21 protein-coding genes are annotated in these 19,963 nt (G+C 38.8%); 15 read left to right on the forward strand and 6 right to left on the reverse strand.

Annotated features, from left to right (window positions below; genetic code table 11):
* The first annotated feature begins 1 nt into the window (after position 1).
* The 8 genes from A9P82_RS06230 (at position 2) to ispE (ending at position 6,851) form a co-directional block, all read left to right on the forward strand.
* A complete protein-coding gene (locus A9P82_RS06230; protein WP_066205486.1) occupies positions 2 to 1,069 on the forward strand; it encodes a DUF6427 family protein in 1,068 nt (355 codons plus the stop codon).
* A 62-nt stretch (positions 1,070 to 1,131) separates the two neighbouring features.
* The gene (gene purQ, locus A9P82_RS06235; RefSeq protein WP_066205489.1) at positions 1,132 to 1,791 is read left to right on the forward strand and encodes a phosphoribosylformylglycinamidine synthase subunit PurQ; all 660 of its coding nucleotides are present in this window, start codon (positions 1,132 to 1,134) and stop codon (positions 1,789 to 1,791) included.
* Between the two features lie 246 nt (positions 1,792 to 2,037).
* A complete protein-coding gene (locus A9P82_RS06240) occupies positions 2,038 to 2,487 on the forward strand; it encodes a protein-disulfide reductase DsbD domain-containing protein (RefSeq protein ID WP_066205492.1) in 450 nt (149 codons plus the stop codon).
* A gap of 105 nt (positions 2,488 to 2,592) precedes the next feature.
* The gene (locus A9P82_RS06245) at positions 2,593 to 4,584 is read left to right on the forward strand and encodes a protein-disulfide reductase DsbD family protein (protein ID WP_066205495.1); all 1,992 of its coding nucleotides are present in this window, start codon (positions 2,593 to 2,595) and stop codon (positions 4,582 to 4,584) included.
* Positions 4,585 to 4,661: 77 nt separating this feature from the next.
* Positions 4,662 to 4,910, forward strand: coding sequence for a DUF6364 family protein (locus A9P82_RS06250; protein ID WP_066205498.1), 249 nt, complete (start codon positions 4,662 to 4,664; stop codon positions 4,908 to 4,910).
* Positions 4,900 to 5,316 (forward strand): type II toxin-antitoxin system VapC family toxin, encoded by a 417-nt coding sequence (locus tag A9P82_RS06255; RefSeq protein WP_066205500.1) that lies wholly within the window; start codon positions 4,900 to 4,902, stop codon positions 5,314 to 5,316. The genes A9P82_RS06250 and A9P82_RS06255 overlap by 11 nt, the downstream gene beginning before the upstream one ends.
* Before the next feature lie 93 nt (positions 5,317 to 5,409).
* Entirely contained in the window at positions 5,410 to 6,000 is a 591-nt protein-coding gene (locus A9P82_RS06260; protein ID WP_066205502.1) for a bifunctional nuclease family protein, read from the forward strand.
* Positions 6,001 to 6,014: 14 nt separating this feature from the next.
* Positions 6,015 to 6,851: a 4-(cytidine 5'-diphospho)-2-C-methyl-D-erythritol kinase gene (ispE, locus tag A9P82_RS06265; RefSeq protein WP_066205505.1), complete on the forward strand. Its 837-nt coding sequence runs from the start codon at positions 6,015 to 6,017 to the stop codon at positions 6,849 to 6,851.
* 98 nt (positions 6,852 to 6,949) lie between these two features.
* On the opposite strand, the gene A9P82_RS06270 is transcribed toward ispE, so the two are convergent.
* Positions 6,950 to 7,432, reverse strand: coding sequence for a cytidine deaminase (locus A9P82_RS06270; RefSeq protein ID WP_066205507.1), 483 nt, complete (start codon positions 7,430 to 7,432; stop codon positions 6,950 to 6,952).
* A 75-nt stretch (positions 7,433 to 7,507) separates the two neighbouring features.
* Positions 7,508 to 9,019 (reverse strand): signal peptidase I, encoded by a 1,512-nt coding sequence (gene lepB / locus A9P82_RS06275; RefSeq protein WP_082915257.1) that lies wholly within the window; start codon positions 9,017 to 9,019, stop codon positions 7,508 to 7,510.
* Positions 9,020 to 9,311: 292 nt separating this feature from the next.
* On the opposite strand from lepB, the gene A9P82_RS06280 reads away from it, so the two are divergent.
* Positions 9,312 to 10,538, forward strand: a complete 1,227-nt coding sequence (locus A9P82_RS06280; RefSeq protein WP_066205513.1) for an isocitrate dehydrogenase (NADP(+)) — start codon at positions 9,312 to 9,314, stop codon at positions 10,536 to 10,538.
* Positions 10,539 to 10,634: 96 nt separating this feature from the next.
* Entirely contained in the window at positions 10,635 to 11,270 is a 636-nt protein-coding gene (locus A9P82_RS06285; RefSeq protein WP_066205516.1) for a hypothetical protein, read from the forward strand.
* Between the two features lie 60 nt (positions 11,271 to 11,330).
* On the opposite strand, the gene A9P82_RS06290 is transcribed toward A9P82_RS06285, so the two are convergent.
* Positions 11,331 to 11,684, reverse strand: coding sequence for a nuclear transport factor 2 family protein (locus tag A9P82_RS06290; RefSeq protein ID WP_066205519.1), 354 nt, complete (start codon positions 11,682 to 11,684; stop codon positions 11,331 to 11,333).
* A 336-nt stretch (positions 11,685 to 12,020) separates the two neighbouring features.
* On the opposite strand from A9P82_RS06290, the gene hisA reads away from it, so the two are divergent.
* The 3 genes from hisA (at position 12,021) to A9P82_RS06305 (ending at position 15,592) form a co-directional block, all read left to right on the forward strand.
* On the forward strand, positions 12,021 to 12,740 hold the full coding sequence (gene hisA, locus A9P82_RS06295; RefSeq protein WP_066205523.1) for a 1-(5-phosphoribosyl)-5-[(5-phosphoribosylamino)methylideneamino]imidazole-4-carboxamide isomerase: 720 nt from the start codon (positions 12,021 to 12,023) through the stop codon (positions 12,738 to 12,740).
* Between the two features lie 27 nt (positions 12,741 to 12,767).
* Positions 12,768 to 13,532: a hypothetical protein gene (locus tag A9P82_RS06300; RefSeq protein ID WP_066205525.1), complete on the forward strand. Its 765-nt coding sequence runs from the start codon at positions 12,768 to 12,770 to the stop codon at positions 13,530 to 13,532.
* Between the two features lie 173 nt (positions 13,533 to 13,705).
* The gene (locus tag A9P82_RS06305; RefSeq protein WP_066205529.1) at positions 13,706 to 15,592 is read left to right on the forward strand and encodes an ABC-F family ATP-binding cassette domain-containing protein; all 1,887 of its coding nucleotides are present in this window, start codon (positions 13,706 to 13,708) and stop codon (positions 15,590 to 15,592) included.
* A gap of 181 nt (positions 15,593 to 15,773) precedes the next feature.
* Here A9P82_RS06305 and trxA read toward each other — a convergent pair whose 3' ends face one another.
* A complete protein-coding gene (gene trxA / locus A9P82_RS06310) occupies positions 15,774 to 16,091 on the reverse strand; it encodes a thioredoxin (RefSeq protein ID WP_066205532.1) in 318 nt (105 codons plus the stop codon).
* Between the two features lie 184 nt (positions 16,092 to 16,275).
* On the opposite strand from trxA, the gene A9P82_RS06315 reads away from it, so the two are divergent.
* Both A9P82_RS06315 and A9P82_RS06320 read left to right on the forward strand, forming a co-directional pair.
* Entirely contained in the window at positions 16,276 to 16,701 is a 426-nt protein-coding gene (locus tag A9P82_RS06315) for an OsmC family protein (protein WP_066205535.1), read from the forward strand.
* 227 nt (positions 16,702 to 16,928) lie between these two features.
* The gene (locus tag A9P82_RS06320) at positions 16,929 to 18,104 is read left to right on the forward strand and encodes a trans-sulfuration enzyme family protein (protein WP_066205537.1); all 1,176 of its coding nucleotides are present in this window, start codon (positions 16,929 to 16,931) and stop codon (positions 18,102 to 18,104) included.
* A gap of 113 nt (positions 18,105 to 18,217) precedes the next feature.
* Here A9P82_RS06320 and A9P82_RS06325 read toward each other — a convergent pair whose 3' ends face one another.
* Positions 18,218 to 18,910: a tetratricopeptide repeat protein gene (locus tag A9P82_RS06325; RefSeq protein WP_066205541.1), complete on the reverse strand. Its 693-nt coding sequence runs from the start codon at positions 18,908 to 18,910 to the stop codon at positions 18,218 to 18,220.
* On the reverse strand, positions 18,910 to 19,917 hold the full coding sequence (locus A9P82_RS06330; RefSeq protein WP_066205543.1) for a vWA domain-containing protein: 1,008 nt from the start codon (positions 19,915 to 19,917) through the stop codon (positions 18,910 to 18,912). Before A9P82_RS06330 ends, A9P82_RS06325 begins: the two co-directional genes overlap by 1 nt.
* Positions 19,918 to 19,963: the final 46 nt, after the last annotated feature.

Genomic DNA, 19,963 nt, shown 5'->3' on the forward strand with positions numbered 1-19,963 from the left:
AGTGGTAAGCCTTTTTAAAGAAAAATCTTCAGCCGGCGTTTTCCGCCTCATTACGCTCAGCATTTTCGTGCATATACGCCTATTTTTTTTGCCTTCCATTGTAGCAGTACCGGACAAAAGCAACCTGTTGTATTCTTTAATGGCATCTCTGCAAAATATGCCGTCCGTTTTTATAGCATTAATATATCAGGCGCTTATTCTCATTCAGGCGCTTCGGCTCAATTATTTGCTAAGCAATTATCGCCTGTTTCCCAACACCAATTTTACTCCGGCAATGTGTTTCGTTATATTTTCAGCGCTGCTGCCGCAATGGGAAAACGTAAGCGCCGCACTGATTGCAAACCTGTTTATCATTTTGTTGATAAATATGCTGGTCAGATTGTATAACTCGCAACAACCGGTCAAGAGTGTTTTCAACTGCGGACTCACAGCCGGCTTATGTGCGCTTGTATTTCCGCCAGGTATTGCCATTGTTGTATTTGGGCTTATCTCGGTACTCATTTTGAGACCCGTAAAACTAAATGAACTTTTCGCCTATCTTACCGGAGCCATTTTGCCCTATTATTTTCTTGGAAGCATTCTTTTTCTTATCCAAGGCAACCTGAAACAAGCGGTTACTTACTTGCCGGCATCGAATTTGCACTGGCTTGTTCCTTCCGACAAAACATATTTTCTTATTGCAGGTATTGCCATTTTACTATGTGTAATTTTGGGTTTCGCGTATTTGCAGAATTATTTTGGCAAGCTGGTTATCTCCGCGCGTAAACAATGGATTATTCTTGTATTACTTTTTGTGCTTTTGGCGCTTACAATTCCTTTTGTAAAAGACAAAGACTGGACAAGTGCGTGGTTTGTGGTAATACCCACAGCATCAGCAGTTGCGGCAAATTTATTTTATTACAGTAAAAGAAAAATTGCCGTTGCACTTTTGTTCTGGCTGCTCATTATCGCTTGCCTGTTCAACAATTTTGACGGAATGTCTTTGCTGCGCAGTTTAACGCCTCAAAAACCGCAAATCGAAATCAAAAAGAATACACAAAAACACCCACCCAACGCGAAAAAACTTTAGCGTTTTCGGAGCTTAAAGTGCTGTTTAATTTTTACCTTTGCGACTCAATAAACTTTCTCTCTATGAAATTCGGCGTTGTAGTTTTTCCCGGTTCCAATTGCGACCAAGATATGCACGATGCTTTACAAAACGATTTGAACAAAGAAGTGCAAATGCTTTGGCACAAAGACAAAGATTTGAGCAATTTTACGACCGACGATTGCATTGTGCTGCCGGGCGGATTTTCCTACGGCGATTACCTGCGATGCGGCGCTATTGCGCGCTTCAGCCCGATGATGCAAAGCGTTATTGAATTTGCAAACAAAGGCGGAAAAGTTTTAGGCGTGTGCAACGGATTTCAGATTCTATGCGAAAGCCACTTACTTCCCGGCGTGCTGATGATGAATGCGCACAGACAATTTGTTTGCAAAAATGCTTTCATAAAATCTGCTGACGGAACGCCGTTAAAGATTCCCGTAGCACACGGAGACGGAAGATTTCAGGCTGATGAAAAATTGTTGGACGAATTGCAGGTAAACAATCAGATTATTTATACTTACTGCGATAAAAACGGCAACATTACTCCCGAAGCAAACCCGAACGGTGCAGCACGCAACATTGCAGGAATCAGAAATAAAGCTGGCAACGTTTTCGGAATGATGCCGCATCCTGAACGTGCAACTTCTTCTTTACTGGGAAATGTGGACGGCGTGGAAGTGTTTAAATTCTTGGGGTTGAACTAAAAATAAATAAACCACATAGGCACAGTAGTTTTATTATATAGTTAGATTAAAGCGAATACAAAGCGACACATAGATTTCATCGAAGATGAAACCTATGATTTCTTAAACAACTAAATATTGAGCGCACTTTTTACTTCTCAATAGTTTTTCTATATTCCTATGTGGTTAAACAAAACAAACTTTTAAACTTTATTATATTTTATCTGTCTATTTTTGACGTTCAATGTAATAACAAAATAACAAAAGATGAAAAAACTGATTTCAACAATTGCGCTTGCATTTTTAGGCATAGCGGCATTCGCACAGGAAAGTCCGGTAAACTGGACAAGCAAAGCAGAAAAAGTAAGTGCAGGAACCTACAAAGTAATTATCACGGCTACATTTGCCGAGCCTTGGCACGTTTATTCGCAACACACACCCGATGGCGGACCTGTACCTACGACATTTAAGTTTAACAAAAATCCGTTGGTAACACTTGTAGGAAAAACAGAAGAAAAAGGCGATTTAAAAACTATGCACGACCCTAACTTTGGTGTAGATGTAAAATCTTATTCCGACAAAGTTGATTTTATTCAAGTCGTGAAAGTAAAGGGCAATATAAAAACAAATGTAACCGGAACGGTTAATTTCATGGCTTGTAACGACCATGAGTGCCGTCCGCCAATGGATGTTCCATTCTCTGTTAAGTTGCAATAATTAACTAATTCATAAAATTAAAGGTTTGCTTTTTCGTAGAAAGAGCAAACCTTTTTACTTTTGTTACCTTTGTAAGTACAATTTAATTAACTAAAAAATTTTTCCATGCGGAAATTGCTCTTGGCATTCATTTGCCTGTTTGTTTCTATTGCTTATGTGAATGCGCAAAACGCTGTCCAGTTCAAAGACACCGTTATCCGTATTAACGATACACTTGCAGAACTGGATATTCACGCGACTATTCAAAAAGGTGCGGCACTTTTTTCAACCCAAAAAATGGGAAGCGATACTTCGTTTATTTCGTCGTTTCAGCCCGATACTTCGCTTGCCAAATACATCCGCGCGACCGATACAATTGCCGAAGCCGGAACATTGCAAACCACACAGGATGCAACTTTAGATGCAACGCTACATTATTATACCGATAGTGTTACATTCAAAATTCCGTTACATATTTCATCTTCTGAAGAAGCAATTGTCAAAGGAAAATTCTCTTGGTTTGCTAAAAACGGAGATGATTTTCCCACAGGCGAAGAAAACATTTTAGTGCCTTTGGTAAAAGCAAATACTACAGCTTCAAACACGCAGAATATTTCATCAACCGATGTTACGAAAGGCAATACATCGTTATTAAAAATATTCTGGATTGGTCTTGGTTTCGGGCTGATTGCCGTGTTTACGCCATGCGTATTTCCGTTGATTCCCGTTACGGTAAGTTTCTTTTTGAAACGCAGCAAAAGCCGCAGCGAAGGTATTCGCAACGCAGTTACTTATTCGCTTTCCATTATCTTGATTTATACTGTTCCTACTTTTGTCCTTACAAAAATTTTCGGCGACAGCATCATGTACACTATTGCGACGAGCGCGGTTTCCAATCTTTTATTCTTCGCAATTTTTGTCATTTTCGCCATCTCTTTTTTCGGTGCGTTTGAACTGACTTTGCCAAGCAGTTGGGCAACCAAAGCCGATTCAAAAGCATCCAAAGGCGGCATCATCGGCATTTTCTTTATGGCGCTCACTTTGGTTATTGTTTCGTTTTCCTGCACAGGTCCGTTCATCGGAAGTTTGCTGCCACAGGTAAGTTCGGCAAATGCACAAGCCGGATTATCAGCCGTAATGGGAATTTTAGGTTTGAGCGTTGGTTTGGCAATCCCGTTTTCTCTGTTTGCCTTCTTCCCGTCGTTACTGCACGCGCTGCCAAAGAGCGGCGGTTGGCTCAACAGCGTGAAAGTTGTTTTCGGTTTTGTAGAGTTGGCAATGGCAATGAAATTCTTGTCGAGCGTAGATTTGATTTACGGCTGGCATTTGCTCAACAGAGATGTTTTCTTATCAATATGGATTGTATTATCTCTGCTTACAGGAATTTATTTATTGGGTAAAATAAAATTCTCACACGATAGCGATTTGAAATTTGTAAGTATTCCGAGATTGTTTTTTGCCATCGCATTTTTCACGTTCGGCGTGTATTTGATTCCGGGATTGTGGGGCGCACCGCTGAAATCTTTAAGCGGAATATTACCGCCCGAAAGCACACAGGATTTTAACCTGAACGATTTGCAATATAAAATAGGAAGTGCTTCAAACGCAGCCACAGCAAGCGTTTCGACTGCGAAAGCCGAACCGCCGAAATTTCTTGCAGACAAAATAAAAGCGCCATTAGGATTGACAACATATTTCGATTTGGACGAAGGAATGGCTGCCGCAAAAGCATTGAACAAACCTGTAATGCTTGATTTTACAGGATATTCCTGCACCAACTGCCGCAAAATGGAAGGCGAAGTTTGGAGCAATCCCGATGTATTAAAAAGACTGAAAAACGATTTTGTCATTATTAGTTTATATACCGATGAACAAACGAGTTTGCAGCCGAGCCAGGTTTACAAAGACAAAAACGGAAGAACTATTGCAACCGTTGGCGATAAATATTTGGATTATGAAAAAACAAAGTTCGGTTTGATTTCTCAGCCTTTGTATATGTTTCTTGATTTGAAAGGAAATCCTTTGAGCGATGAAAAATACAGCTACGACCCGGATATTCAAAAGTTCATTAATCATTTGGATGAAGTGAAGAAGAAGTTTGAAGAGGGAAATAAATAAGAAATTTGTTCATTATAAAATTCTAAATACGCATAAATCAATTTTATGCGTATTTTTGTTTTACAAACAACAAAAAAATGAAAACACGACTCAATATTACCATAGAAGAAAATTTGTTGGAAAAAGTAAAAGTTTTTGCCATTAAAAAACAGACAAGCATTTCGCAGATGATAGAAAATTATCTTGATTCGCTTGTCAATTCAACCAACAAGGAAAAAAATATTCTGGATATAATTGACAAATTAAATCCAGACCAAAACCTTGTTGCAGACAGCTACAAGAAACAAAATTTTTACGAACAGCAACACGAAAAATATGGCTTCTAAAATTTTTATAGATGCAAACGTGCTACTCGATTTCACACTGAAAAGAGATAATTATCCTGTAACACGCCAACTTTTTTCACACATCGTTGCAGGCAAAGTTGCCGCATTTGTAACGCCGTCTGTTATTCATATTACCGCTTATTGGCTTGTCAAAGCTTACGGAAATTCCAAAACCAAAGAAATTTTGCTTGGGCTTTTGGCACATATCAAAGTTATAGATACTTCGCACGAAATTGTTCTGAATGCAATCAGTTCCCGCATGACAGACATTGAAGATGCTTTACAATATTATACCGCGCTTCATTTTCAAACAGATTATTTCATCAGCGAAGACAAGAAATTAAAAAAATCGGCGATTGCATCGCTGCCTGTTTTCACGGTAAAAGAGTTTCTCGCCCTGCTTTAATCTTTTTATTTTCAAAATAAACCAAATCTCATTTTCATTTCCTTACCGATTTTTTTACTTTTGTAACTTATTCAAAAAGACGATAAAGTACGGATGAAAAAAATCGAGTTGGAAATAATCGCCCTTTCGCACAGTATGTCGGGAACGCAATCCTATGCAGTAGTTTTGGGCGAAGTGAACGGATTGAGGAAACTGCCCATCGTAATTGGCGGTTTTGAAGCACAGGCAATTGCCGTAGCTTTGGAACGCATGAAACCATCTCGTCCGCTGACACACGACCTGATTAAAAATTTTACCGCAGCATTCAATATCGAGTTGGTTGAGGTTATTATCAACGATTTGCAGGAAGGCGTTTTTTATTCAACACTCGTCTGCATCAACGACAAACAAACGGCGGAAATCGACAGTCGTACAAGCGACGCCATTGCGCTTGCGGTACGTTTTGGGTGTCCTATTTATACTTACGAACACATTTTGGAAAGTGCAAGCTTGGTTATAGATGAAAGTGGCACACCCACAACAAATATTGAAAATACAAGCACTACCATACCGTCAAACCCAAATCAGGCGCTTATAAACAAAAGCATTGAAGAACTGCAAGATATGCTGAACGAAGTTTTGGAATCGGAAGATTATATAAAAGCTGCTGCCATCCGCGATGAAATCAACCGCAGAAAAAAATAATCAACACGCTCGCAATGGTTACCTTTCCCAATGCAAAAATTAATTTAGGATTATACATTACGCGCAAGCGTGAAGACGGTTTTCATGATTTGGAAACCGTTTTTTATCCCGTGCAATTATGCGATGTTTTGGAAATAATTAAAAACAAGGAAAATGAATTTTCTTTTACAACTTCGGGCTTGCAGATAGCTGTGTCTTCTTCCGAAAACCTCTGCACACAGGCATTTCAGCTAATCAAAAAAGATTTTCCAAACTTGTCGAATGCTCAAATGCACCTGCACAAAACAATTCCAATGGGCGCAGGACTTGGCGGTGGAAGCTCGGACGGTGCATATGCATTGCAATTGCTGAACAATAAATTTCAACTGAATATTTCACAAAACGATTTGGCAAAATATGCTTTGCAATTAGGCAGCGATTGCCCGTTTTTCATTCACAACAAACCTTGCATCGCAAAAGGTCGCGGCGAAATATTGGAAGAAATTAATTTGGATTTAAGCAAGTATTTCATCGTACTAATTCATCCGAAAATTCATATCAACACAGGTTGGGCTTTCTCACAAATTCAACCGAAATCTTTGGAAATATCATTGAACGAAACAATTAGTCGTCCGGTGGAGGAATGGAAACATACGCTGCAAAACGATTTTGAAAAACCTGTGTTTGAAAAATATCCCGCGATAAAATCTATCAAAGAAAAACTATACGAACGTGGTGCAATCTACGCCTCCATGAGTGGCTCGGGAAGCAGCGTTTATGGACTTTTCAAGGAAAATCCCGAATCAATTGATTTTGGGTTTGAGAAAGAATATTTTCAGTTTATGGAGAAATTGCCGCAGATGCACAGATAAAAAATTGCTGTGGACAAATAATTCACACGAAAGTCAATTATTATTCATGAACTTTCGAGCATTCGTGGCAGAGAAAAAATTCATCTGTGGTATATCTTCTACTTCATATCTTCCGCAGAAAAACTGAAAGGCAATAATTGTTTAGCACTTTCGACAACCACCACTTCGCCGCCCAACCCGCTCATTATAATTTTGACTGAACTTTGAAATCTGTTTTCATATTCAAGCAACGATTGTCTGCAAATACCGCAAGGCGAAATGGGTTTTCCACTATTGCCGTTTAAGTTGTGATAACTGATAGCCATCGTTTTTATTAATTGATTCGGCTGTAATGATGATACTGCGCTCAATAAAGTTCTCTCTGCGCAAATGCCAACCGGATAACTTGCATTTTCCTGATTCGTAGCAGCAATAGTTGTCCCATTTTCCAGCAAAGCAACCGCCGACACATTGAATTGCGAATAAGGTGCATACGCATTTTCAGTATTTTGTCGCGCTTTTTCCAACAATGATTTTTCTTCACTATTCAGTTCGTCAATGCTATTGAATATTTCATATTTAAAACTAAATTCTTTTTGCATAAGTCAAATTTGATTCAGACAAAAAAGCCTCATCGTTTTTAACAATGAGACTTTATAAAAATTGAAGATACGATTTTATTTTATCACTTTAAAAATCCTGTTCCAGCGCGGACCGTTTTGCCAACTGAACCAAATCAGCGATGCTTTGCCCACAATAGCAGTCTCGGGAACAAACCCCCAATAACGGCTGTCCTGACTGCGATGACGGTTATCTCCCATCATCCAGTAATAGTTGTATTTGAAAGTGTACTGATTGGTTGGTTTACCGTCGATGATAAACTGATTCCCATTTTGCGACAATGTATGATGCTCATACGTTGTGATGATTCTTTGATATATCGGAAGATTTTCTGGAGTCAAAGTAATTGTTGCTCCTTTTTTCGGAATCCACAACGGACCAAAATTATCGGCACTCCATCCAAGCGACAAGTTGAAATATGGAAATACTTCTTCCGCAGGTCTTTCAGCCAGAGATACATTCACTACATTCGGCAGTTTTTTTACCTGCTCAATTTCATCTTCGGTAACATCAAACACATATTCATTATTACCGATTTGTTCTACTTCCGGCTCATCGCCGTCATTTACTTTTTCGGTTTTAATATGCAGCTGATTTGAAAGTTCATCATTATTGAAAGCATTACCATTGGTGGTTACGGTATATTCCATTTGTGAAGTAGGCGGGACAAACGCAGGCTTTCCGTTTACAAATAAAACCGTATGCTTTACCTGAATAGTATCGCCCGGAACGCCGGTACATCTCTTAATGTAATTATCGGTTTTATCCATCGGATGAACCAGTATATCATGCTCGGACATTAGGGCATCTCTGTTTCCGTGATAAGTGTCTCGCAAAACATCGTAATATGTATTTAACGAACCATAACCCGGCTCATTAATGATAGTATCTCCTGCCGGGAAATTGAACACTACCACATCGTTTCGCTTAATAGGATTTGAGGCGGGTAAACGGTAGTAGCCCCATTGCACAGCTTTGGTATAAGACGGAACAGTCTGTGAAAAAGGCATAAAATTATGCACAAACGGAAAACTGATAGGCGTTTGCGGAACACGCGCTCCGTAGCTTATTTTGTTTACAAAAAGAAAATCATTAATCAGCAAAGTTTTTTCCATGCTTCCCGATGGAATCACATACGCTTCAAAAATAAATGTACGAATCAGCGTAGCCGCAACCGTTGCAAATACCAGCGCATCAATCCATTCGCGGACGGTAGATTTTTTATATTTTTTTACCGCGTCCGGTCCCAGATATTTTACATCTTTTGAAAAGCCGAGATAAGGCAAATAAATAAACGGAACAATTGCAGTAAACGCATGGTCAATTAAAGAGAATTTACCAAACTGCATCACAAAAATTATCGTTATCCAAATCGTAATGAAAACGCCGGCAATGGGAATAAGCTGTAACCAAAACCACAACTTGCCGATGCCGCACAGCTCACACATAAGCCATGTATTGTAAAAGGGCACAAATGCTTTCCAGGGTGCAACACCTGCTTTTTTAAACATTCCGTAAAGCCCGATAGGATAACCTACTAAGTATAAAATCGTGTACAGCCAACCCATTCCTGTATTTTTTGGTTTTAGATTGAAGCAAATGTAAGGGAATTATTTATTGCGGAATTTGATAATTTGATAAGGATATAATAAATAATTGAAGATTGGTTTTCAACCACAGATGTACAGATAAAAATTATTGTCTAATGAACAGAAGAAAAAAATTCGCGTATTAGTGGCGAGCTAAAATTCAAACCATTTTAATCAAATCATTTCATTATCAAATTTTCATAACATTTATTTTCGCACCAATACCTTACTTTTGTAAGCATTCTATTTTCTAACTAAAAATAACCTTTATATGGCTGAAAAAATCAAAGTAGCAAATCCTGTTGTGGAACTCGACGGCGATGAAATGACCAGGATTATTTGGAAATTTATTAAAGATAAACTGATATTGCCCTATCTCGACATTGATATTAAGTATTACGATTTAGGTGTCGAATACCGCGACGCAACCAACGACCAGGTAACGATTGATGCAGCAAATGCAATATTGCAATACGGCGTCGGCATCAAATGCGCAACCATTACGCCCGACGAAGCGCGCGTGAAAGAATTTAATTTAAAGCAAATGTGGAAATCGCCCAACGGTACTATCCGTAATATTTTGGACGGAACCGTTTTCCGCGAACCGATTGTTTGTAAAAATGTGCCGCGCCTCGTGCCTAACTGGACAGCACCTATTTGCATCGGTCGTCATGCGTTTGGCGACCAATACCGCGCAACGGATTTTGTTACAAAAGGCAAAGGAAAACTCACGATAAAATTTGAAGGCGAAGACGGAACGACGCAAGAATATGAGGTGTATAATTTCAAAGGCGATGGCGTTGCTATGGCAATGTACAACACCGACGAAAGTATCAAAGGCTTTGCTCATGCGTGCTTTAACCAGGCATTGGCAAAAGGCTGGCCGCTTTATTTGTCAACAAAAAATACCATTCTGAAAAAATACGACGGCCGCTTTAAAGATATTTTTGAAGAGATTTATCAGAACGAATACAAAACAAAGTTCCAAGAAAAAGGAATCGTTTACGAGCATCGCCTCATCGACGACATGGTTGCATCCGCATTGAAATGGAACGGCAATTTTGTCTGGGCTTGTAAAAACTACGACGGCGACGTACAAAGCGATACTGTGGCACAAGGTTTCGGTTCGCTCGGCTTGATGACTTCAACGCTCGTAACACCCGATGGAAAAGTGATGGAAGCCGAGGCTGCACACGGAACGGTTACGCGTCATTACCGTGAACATCAAAAAGGCAACCCAACTTCTACAAATCCTATCGCGTCTATCTTCGCATGGACACGAGGCTTAGAATTTCGCGGAAAACTGGATGATAACCAAGAGTTGATTAAGTTCTCTCATGCTTTGGAAGAAGTTTGTGTTGAAACTGTTGAAAGTGGCAAGATGACGAAAGACCTGGCGGTATGCATTCACGGCAGCAAAGTAACCAAAGACCAGTATCTAAATACTGAAGAATTTTTAGATGCGCTTGATGAAAATCTGAAAAAGAAACTGGCGTAAATTTTCATAAGACCATCAAAAGAAACTGTTTTTCATCTTAACCGAGAAACAGTTTCTTTTTTATAGCAAACAAAATCAAAGCATAAAATATTTACAATGAGAAACAAATTGCTCTCTTTATTTCTGCTGATTTTGCCTTTTTGGGTAAGCGCGCAAAATCAGTTCGACCCAATGCAAAATGACCCTTCGGTAAGTGCAAATTATCCCAAAGGTATCTACGGAACAATTGAAGATTTTGAAAATAAAACGCCATCGGAAACAAGCGATTTCACAGCAAGAACAAATAATGACTCCATCGCTTATCGGTTTTCAAACGCAGCAGGAAAAAATATAAAAGACGCTTTTGCAATATCAGATGGCACAAATTTATATATCAGAATGAAAGATATTGTTAAAAACTTCGACAAAGGCAGTAAAGGGCAAGCACGCGACGGCGGCAATTATTATTTAAAAGTTTATCGTAAAGGAGCTTATTTATATACCGAAGATTTTTTCACAAGCAATATGTCCGGAATTTTAGGTGGAGCAATTGCTTCCGCTATGTCGAGAAGAATGAAAGCAATTATTTATTTACCCGAAACGCATAAATTCAAATTGTTCAAGAATTTGAAATTTTTCAAGTTTTTCATTGAAGACAATTATCCCGGCTTAGTGCCTCAGGTTGAACAGGAAAAAGGAGAGTTTGAAGTTGAAGTTATAAGACGCGTTTTAAGCCAGACAGCGCCTCAATAAAGACATTTTAGCCACGAATGCGCGAATGAAATTTATTCGTGCATTCGTGGCTAAAAAATCTTAATAAAAAAACTGTTCCGAAATAATCTTTCCGTCTTTTACTTCATACAAAGCAATTTCGTCTAACTGCACACGCCCTCTGTCTTTAAAAGTTGCATCCATGCCCATTGCACAGGCAAAAAAATTGCCGGCAACAATCGGCGGATTGGTGTAGCCGCCATGAAACTCTTCCAAAGTTTCGTGAAACTGTTTCCCTTTTTCGTGTATGCCTTCGATACCTTCAACGGTCGCCCACCGGCTATGCGCAGGCTCAATGCTTTTTACGTCGGACGAATACAATTCTTCATAAATGGTTGTAAAGTCGCCTTTTGTGTCGAGTTCGTAAAAGCGTTCTGCAATTTCCTGAGTAGTCATAGTTGTAATTTTTAGTTGTTGAATAATGAAAGCAAGCTAAAATTTGTTTAACTAATAATTTTTTTGCCGGTATAAAATTTACGCTAAAATAATATCGTATGATGTGAAACCACATAGAGACATAGAATTAAATATTTTGAATTTAGAAATTAGAATTCAACATTTAAAACGCTATTAAAAAATCATAGCATTTTCATCTTCGATGAAAATCTTTGTGTTGCTTTTATTTTTGCTTCGTTCATCTATGCAAAAACCTATGTTTCTATGTGGTTTATTTCTTACAAATCATTTATAACTTAACTATGCTTTACATTTGCCGAAAATTATTTTATACAAATGCTTATCATTCCTGCAATTGACATTATCGACGGTAAATGCGTGCGCCTTACACAAGGCGATTACACACAAAAAACAATCTATAACGAAAATCCTGTTGAAGTTGCAAAATCCTTTGCTGATGCAGGTCTGAGAAAATTGCATTTGGTAGATTTAGACGGCGCAAAGGCAGGAAAAATTATCAATTACAAAGTGTTGGAAAATATTGCCAACGCCGTGAACATGGAAATTGATTTCGGCGGCGGCATTAAGCAAAAAGAAGATGTTGAATTGGTTTTAAATTCAGGTGCAAAATATGCAACCATTGGAAGCATCGCTGTAAAAAATGAAGCGTTGTTCAGCGGATGGATTGAAGATTTCGGCGCAGATAGATTCTTGTTAGGCGCGGATGTGAAAGGCGAAAAAATTGCAGTAAACGGTTGGACAGAAACAACCGACATTGATGTTTTTTCTTTTATAGAAAAATATTTTTCAAAAGGAATAAAAAACATTTTTTGCACCGATGTAAGCAAAGACGGTTTGCTGCAAGGTCCGTCCATTGAATTGTATAAAAAGATTATTACAAAATTTCCTCCCATTAATTTTATCGCAAGCGGCGGCGTAAGTTCGGTTGATGATTTGCTGGAACTCAGTAAAATCAACTGTTTCGGCGCGATTGTAGGCAAAGCGATTTATGAAGGAAGAATAAGTTTGAAACAATTATCTTTATTCCGTTCTTAATGCAATCATTTTTAAATCTAAACTACAATGGCAGAAGAAGAAAAAATTATAGCGCACGCGAAGCAAGCTGTTCACGCACTCACAAATAAGAATAAAAAATGGAAAGAAAAAATACAAGACTTTTTGTTAGAAATTCTCATCATCATTATCGCCGTGAGCATTACGCTTTGGTTTCATAATTGGAATGATGAAAAGCATGATAAAGAAATAGAAAAAAACTTTTTGATCGGAACGAGAAATGATTTAGCTGAGATAGACTCAAATCTTTTTGCTGATATACAAGATTTCCAACCGACTATTGATTATTACGACAGCGCAATTACAGAATTGGACAGCAACAGAATTAATTCAAAATATTTGGACACCAATTCAGGCTTTCTTTTAAATACCGAATACTTTAATTTCGATAACAGCAGGTTTGAGAGTTTTAAATCTTCGGGATATTTACGATTAATAGAAAATCAAAAACTGTTATCGAATATCACGCGGCTTTATATCACCACTCTTCCCTTTACTGCAAATAACGATGCCAATCTTTTCGACAGCAGAAGAATAGATTATAAAAACTTTATAGGAAACAAGACAGGAAAGTATGCATTTGACGGATTTGTTCCTATCGATAAAATTATACGTCAGCCCGAAGTGGAATATCATATCCGATTTTACGGCAGTTGGTTAAACGAAGCAAAGCGCCACAAGAAAGAATTAATGAAAGATATAGAAACTGTAACAAAAGAAATCGACACAGAACTCAAAGACAGATTTGATTACGATGTTTCCGATAAAAAATAAAGAGCTTTCACGTCATGCCGAACTTGTTTCGGCATCTCTTGGCAAAATTTACGCACGACAAGAGATTGCGGCATTCGCCGCAATGACGCGTAAGCGTGTTCAACATTCTTCTTCGCGTCATTTCGACGATAGGAGAAATCTCAATTCATAATTTATAATTCTTAATTTACTAAGTGCATTATTTATCCGCAGAAAATCTTACAAAAAGTTACGGCATTACGCCGCTGTTTCGCAACATTTCTTTTCACATAAATGAAGGAGATAAAATTGCGTTGATTGCACGTAACGGCGTGGGCAAAAGCACTTTGCTGAAAATTCTCGCAGGCAAAGAAACGCCCGACGAGGGAAAACTTTGGATTCACAAAGATGTAACCGTTGCGTTGTTTGAACAAGACCCACAATTTGACGAACAAAAATCCGTATTGGAAAATATTTTTCATACAGATAATCCAATACTTAAAATCATTCGTGAATACGAAGAAGCCGTTGAAAAAAATGATGAAAATAGTATCGCCGATTTAATCGTAAAAATGGATGAAGCGGGCGCGTGGGATTTTGATGCGAAAGTGAAACAGATTCTTTCCAAGCTCAATATTCACAATCTTCATCAGCCTGTAAATAAATTAAGCGGCGGGCAAAGAAAACGTGTCGCATTAGCGCAAACGCTGATAGACATTGGCTTTGAGCATAAACATACTTTATTGATGATGGACGAGCCGACCAATCATCTCGACGTGGAAATGATTGAATGGCTCGAATATTATCTCAACCAGGAAAATGTAACCTTGCTTTTGGTAACGCACGACAGATATTTTCTCGATGCAGTTTGTGAAGAAATCTGGGAACTCGAACGCTCGCAAATGCACGTGTACAAAGGCGATTACGAGAATTACATGGAGAAAAAAGCAGCGCGTATCGAGAGCGAACTGGCAACGATTGACAAAGCGAAAAACGAATACCGCAAAGAGCTTGAATGGATGCGCAAGCAACCGAAAGCGCGTACCACAAAAAGCAAATCACGACAAGATAATTTTTACGAAGTAGAAGCAAAGGCAAAACAAAAAATTGTTGATACGCAGATTCGACTCGATATGAAAATGAACCGTCTCGGCGGTAAAATCATTGAGCTGAAAAAGATTTATAAAAGCTACGGCGATAAACAAATTATCAAAGGTTTCGATTATACTTTTCGGCGCGGCGAGCGCATCGGTGTTGTCGGAAAAAACGGTATGGGTAAATCTACCTTGCTCAACATTATCCAACAAATAGAACCTGTGGACAGCGGCAAAATCAACATTGGCGATACGATTGTATTCGGTAATTTTTCGCAGCAGGGATTGGAAATAAAAGACAACGTTCGTGTGATTGAATATGTAAAATCCATTGCCGAAAGTTTTCCGTTGGCAAAAGGCGGAAGCCTAAGCGCAGCGCAGTTTCTGGAGCTTTTTCTGTTTCCTGCGGAAAAACAATATACCTATCTTGAATCGTTGAGCGGCGGCGAAAAAAAGCGCTTGCAGTTATTAACAGTTTTGTTTCGCAACCCGAATTTTTTAATCCTTGACGAACCGACGAATGATTTGGATTTACCTACGCTCGCGGTGTTGGAAAATTTTCTTGCGGAATATCAAGGCTGTTTGTTGATTGTTTCGCATGACCGTTATTTCATGGACAGATTGGTGGAACATTTATTTGTGTTTGAAGGCGATGGAGAGATTCGTGATTTTCCCGGGAACTATACACAATACAGGCTTGCGCAGCGAGAAGAAGAATTATCCAAGAAACAAATTCAACAAAAAGCGGAAGAAAAATCTTCTCCAAAAATTGAAGACATAAATGCTCCGGCAAAGAAAAAAGCGAGCTTCAAAGAGAAGCGTGAATTTGAATTACTGGAAAAGGAAATTGCCGACCTCGAAACGGAAAAAGCACAACTGGAAAATGAATTGAGCAATCCTAATTTAGACTTTGAAAAGCTGCATTTAAAAAGCAACCGCATCGGCGAAATTGCAACCTTGCTGGAAGAGAAAGAAATGCGTTGGCTGGAGTTAAGCGAGATTGTGTAACCATGATTGAAAAGATTGAGCGATTTTCTTGAACCACGAAGACACAACGGCACAAAGGAACACAAAGAAAAAATCTGAAAACGTTCGCCAGTCATTCCGAACGAGGAACGAGAGAGGAATCTCATGTAAATAAAAAAGCCAATCAAAATTGATTGGCTTTTTTATTACTTAACGCAACCTCTTAAAGATTCGCTTTGATTTTGTTTTCCAAAATAGAACGCGGAACTGCGCCTATTTGTTTGTCCACAACTTCCCCGTTTTTCAAAAACAAAATTGCAGGAATAGATGTGATGCCGTATTTAATGCTCACTTCAGGGTTGTGGTCCACGTTCAGTTTGCCTACTTTCACTTGTCCGTCGTACTCTTTTGCAAGTTCTTCTACAACAGGTCCGATTGCACGGCAAGGTCCGCACCATTCAGCCCAAAAATCAACAACGGTCAATTTATCATTTGCCAAAACTTCGGTGTCAAAGTTTGCGTCTGTGAATTCTAATGCCATAATTGTTTTATTTTAAAATTTGAATAATATATTAATGTAAATGCAAAGATAATTCCATTTTGGATTTCACGGGAATTTGACTTATCCACGAATGTTATTATAACAATTTAATGACATAGCGGCGGATTTCAACCGACATTTTATGCTTATTTATGACTAAATTTGCATCCCTAATTAAAATGATATGGCAACAGTTGAACTGATTCGTGCGAACGAGCATTATGCATTCGATACAAAAGACGAAAACGGCATCATCACAAAAATAGATTCCAAACCCGAACTCGGCGGCGAAAACTACGGCGCACGTCCCATGCAACTTTTGCTGAATGCGCTTATAGGCTGTTCCAGTATTGATGTATTGAGCATACTGAAAAAGAAACGCCAAAACGTTACCAACTATAAAGTCGTTGCCAACGGCGAACGCGAAAAAGATAAAGAGCCGGCTTTGTGGAAAGAGATTTTTCTCACATTCATTATCGACGGCGAAGTAATGGAAGACGCTGCACGCCGCGCCATTGATTTATCGCTGGACAAATATTGCTCCGTAGCCGCAACGCTGAAAGCAGCCGGAGCAGTGATAAAATATGAGTTAGTATTGAATGGGAAATAGTCTGAACCTTGATTTGGATGGATTTTAAAGATTATAAGGATAATTGAAAATCATAATTATCATACAAAATCGGCGTTCCATAATTCGTATAATAAAATTTTGAACCACAAAGACACAACGGCACAAAGGAAGACAAAATAATTTTATAGAGTCTTCATGCCTTTGTGAGAAAAACAATATAGCAGTTAAAAATAATTCGTGTAATCCGATAAAATTCGTGTAATAAAATGACTAAAAAACTTCATCCGCAAACGCAGGCAATACGTGCAAGAATGCCTGAAACATACCAGAAAGAACATTCATCGCCAATGTACCTGACAAGTAGTTTTGTATTTGACGATGCGGAATCTATGCGCGCCGCTTTTGCCGATGAAAACAACGATAATATATACAGCCGTTACAGCAATCCGAGCGTGGATGAGTTTGCCAATAAAGTTGCTTTGCTTGAAAAAGCTGAAGCGGGATTTGCCGTTGCAAGCGGCATGGCTGCGGTGTTCAGCTCGTTTATGGCGTTGATGAAAACGGGCGACCATTTGCTTTGCTGCCGTTCTATTTTCGGCGGAACGGTTACGGTAGTAACCAAATTTTTAGACAAATTCGGCATCGAATATACCTTCGTTCCTGCAGACGATTTGAGCGTTTGGGAAAAAGAAATTAAGCCCAACACAAAAATGGTTTATCTCGAAACGCCCACCAATCCGCAATTGGAATTGGTTGATTTGGAAGAAGTAGGCAAACTTGCGAAGAAGCATAATTTGATTTATGCCGTAGATAATTGTTTTGCCACACCATTCTTACAAACTCCGATTGATTTCGGCGCTGATTTATCCATTCATTCTGCAACTAAATGGATGGATGGACAAGGTCGTGTTTTGGGCGGCGCAATTGCCGGCAGAAAAGATTTGATTCACGAAATATATTTGTTCTGCCGTAATTCAGGTCCAACACTTTCCGCTTTTAATGCCTGGGTGTTGAGCAAGAGCTTGGAAACCTTAGACGTACGTATTCAACGCCATTGCGAGAACGCGCTGAAAGTAGCGACAGCACTGGAGAATCATCCGAAAATCGAATGGCTGAAATATCCTTTCCTTCCAAGTCATCCTCAATACGAAATCGCAAAAAAACAAATGAAAGCGGGCGGCGGCATTGTGTGTTTTGAAATCAAAGGCGGCGTGGAAGCCGGCAGGAAATTTATGGATGCTTTGGAATTGTTGTCGCTCACTCCGAATCTCGGCGACTCACGCAGCATTGCTTCGCATCCCGCAAGCACCACACATTCAAAACTATCGGAAGAAGACAGATTGAAAGTTGGTATTACACCCGGCTTGATTCGTATTTCCGTTGGTTTGGAATATGCCGACGATGTGATTGATGATATTAAACAAGCATTGGAGAGGAGTTAAACCGAATATTTATTGTATCAAAATCATTCTTCGGGTTATTTCTCCATTGTATTGTCATATCTCTTTGATGACAACGGCTGAATAATCCGAAAATTCTTTTAACAATTAAAACACTACCAGTCTTTTCCATTTTTAGGAACACCGCCGCCTGCTTTTTGCCGGTCTAATTTCTGCTGGGTTTCCTTTTCCTGTTGGCGCAAAGCTTTTAACAATTGCTCTGCCTGCTCTTTGGACATTTGGTTTTGTTGCTGCTGTTGTTTTTGTTGCTGCTTATTCTTATCCTGTTTTTGCTGTTGTTTGTCGTTTTGTTTTTGTTGCTGGTTTTTGTTCTTATTTTGATCTTTATTCTGGTTCTGATTTTTTTGATTCTGTTGCTTCAGTTCATTGATGGCTTTCTGCAAATTTTCACGCGCCTGCTGGTCTTCGGGATTGATGCGCAAAGAATTTTTAAACGCCTTTATAGCATCTTCATATTTCTTTGCTTTGGCTAAAGTAGTGCCTTTATCGTAATTCAACGTAGCTTTTAATTGAACATCTTTATTATTCGTCAAAGCATTATCAAAACTTTTTACCGCACCATCCGCATTTTTCAGTTTGCTTTGGACAATGCCAAGATTCGCGAGCGCCGACCAATTATTCGGCGACAGTTTCAATGCTTTTTGATATTCGCTTTGCGCCGTTTTTAAATCGCCTTTGTCGTACGCTTTGTTGCCAAGAAATACTTCTTTGTTTCCTTTCACATTGTTCTGTGCGTTTACTGTAAAAGCAGCAAAACACGCTGCAAATATGAATAAATATTTCTTCATCAAGCCACGCTCCTTTTCTTTTCAGGAATAAAAATTTCGATAATCAACAACAATAAAATTGCTGCGATAAAATATGGAAAATAATAAAAATAATTTCGGCTGCCTACCTTACCCGATTCAATCAATTTCTTTTCCATAGAGTTGATTTTTGTAACAATCGTATTCACAACTGTTGCATCATTATTCAGCAATACAAATTCGCCGCCCGTTTTTTGTGCAATTTCTTTCAACTCTTTTTCGTTCAGCTTTGAAATTACAGTATTGCCATTTTCATCTTTCTTATATTCGTTGGTTACAGGGTCAAGAATGGGCGAACCGTTTGCCGTTCCTACTCCGATTGTGAATACCGTAACGCCGTTGTCATACAAAGTTTTTATTGCACTTTCTGTGGATTCGTCATGGTCTTCCCCGTCTGTAATCAAGATAACAGCTTTATGCTTTTTATCTTTTGCGTTCAGTGAATTATTTGCCGTGAGCAACGCATCGCCGATAGCCGTTCCCTGAACAGGAACTGCATCTGTATTCACATTTGAAAGATACATTTTAATTGCGCCCACATCATCAGTCAAAGGCATTTGCAAAACCGCTTGCCCGGCAAACACAACGAAGCCCAGACGATTATTGTACAGATTGTCCGTGAGCTTTCCAATCAGTTGCTTCGCCCTATCTAAACGGGTGGGTTTAATATCTTGCGAAAGCATACTTTTGCTCACATCCAAGGCAACAATTATATCAATGCCGGCGGATTTTTCTTTGTCGCTCGAATCATATTTGCGAAGATTTGCTGCCGCGAAAATGCCGATAAACAATGCAATAGCAATTAAATAAAATTTGACCTTGTATAATCCGGACGAATAATTCCGCGTGAGTTGTTGTATTAAACGTTCGTCGCCTAAAGATTTTTTGACTTTGGTCTTCCACTTTAATACATAAATAAACAAGGCAACAAGCGGAACAATGATTAACAGTGTCCACAAATAACTGATATTTTCAAAAGATAGATTCATTGGTTTTGCTCAATGCTGCAATCTATTTTAAAAATTTAAAACAACG

Source organism: Arachidicoccus sp. BS20 (assembly GCF_001659705.1).
Taxonomy (GTDB): Bacteria; Bacteroidota; Bacteroidia; order Chitinophagales; family Chitinophagaceae; genus Arachidicoccus.

Bases quoted from the DNA above. Each gene is read 5' to 3' on its own strand.
- purQ (WP_066205489.1), top strand. From the start codon at position 1,132: ATGAAATTCGGCGTTGTAGTTTTTCCCGGTTCCAATTGCGACCAAGAT.
- A9P82_RS06240 (WP_066205492.1), top strand. From the start codon at position 2,038: ATGAAAAAACTGATTTCAACAATTGCGCTTGCATTTTTAGGCATAGCG.
- A9P82_RS06245 (WP_066205495.1), top strand. From the start codon at position 2,593: ATGCGGAAATTGCTCTTGGCATTCATTTGCCTGTTTGTTTCTATTGCT.
- A9P82_RS06250 (WP_066205498.1), top strand. From the start codon at position 4,662: ATGAAAACACGACTCAATATTACCATAGAAGAAAATTTGTTGGAAAAA.
- A9P82_RS06255 (WP_066205500.1), top strand. From the start codon at position 4,900: ATGGCTTCTAAAATTTTTATAGATGCAAACGTGCTACTCGATTTCACA.
- A9P82_RS06260 (WP_066205502.1), top strand. From the start codon at position 5,410: ATGAAAAAAATCGAGTTGGAAATAATCGCCCTTTCGCACAGTATGTCG.
- ispE (WP_066205505.1), top strand. From the start codon at position 6,015: ATGGTTACCTTTCCCAATGCAAAAATTAATTTAGGATTATACATTACG.
- A9P82_RS06270 (WP_066205507.1), bottom strand. From the start codon at position 7,432: ATGCAAAAAGAATTTAGTTTTAAATATGAAATATTCAATAGCATTGAC.
- lepB (WP_082915257.1), bottom strand. From the start codon at position 9,019: ATGGGTTGGCTGTACACGATTTTATACTTAGTAGGTTATCCTATCGGG.
- A9P82_RS06280 (WP_066205513.1), top strand. From the start codon at position 9,312: ATGGCTGAAAAAATCAAAGTAGCAAATCCTGTTGTGGAACTCGACGGC.
- A9P82_RS06285 (WP_066205516.1), top strand. From the start codon at position 10,635: ATGAGAAACAAATTGCTCTCTTTATTTCTGCTGATTTTGCCTTTTTGG.
- A9P82_RS06290 (WP_066205519.1), bottom strand. From the start codon at position 11,684: ATGACTACTCAGGAAATTGCAGAACGCTTTTACGAACTCGACACAAAA.
- hisA (WP_066205523.1), top strand. From the start codon at position 12,021: ATGCTTATCATTCCTGCAATTGACATTATCGACGGTAAATGCGTGCGC.
- A9P82_RS06300 (WP_066205525.1), top strand. From the start codon at position 12,768: ATGGCAGAAGAAGAAAAAATTATAGCGCACGCGAAGCAAGCTGTTCAC.
- trxA (WP_066205532.1), bottom strand. From the start codon at position 16,091: ATGGCATTAGAATTCACAGACGCAAACTTTGACACCGAAGTTTTGGCA.
- A9P82_RS06315 (WP_066205535.1), top strand. From the start codon at position 16,276: ATGGCAACAGTTGAACTGATTCGTGCGAACGAGCATTATGCATTCGAT.
- A9P82_RS06320 (WP_066205537.1), top strand. From the start codon at position 16,929: ATGACTAAAAAACTTCATCCGCAAACGCAGGCAATACGTGCAAGAATG.
- A9P82_RS06325 (WP_066205541.1), bottom strand. From the start codon at position 18,910: ATGAAGAAATATTTATTCATATTTGCAGCGTGTTTTGCTGCTTTTACA.
- A9P82_RS06330 (WP_066205543.1), bottom strand. From the start codon at position 19,917: ATGAATCTATCTTTTGAAAATATCAGTTATTTGTGGACACTGTTAATC.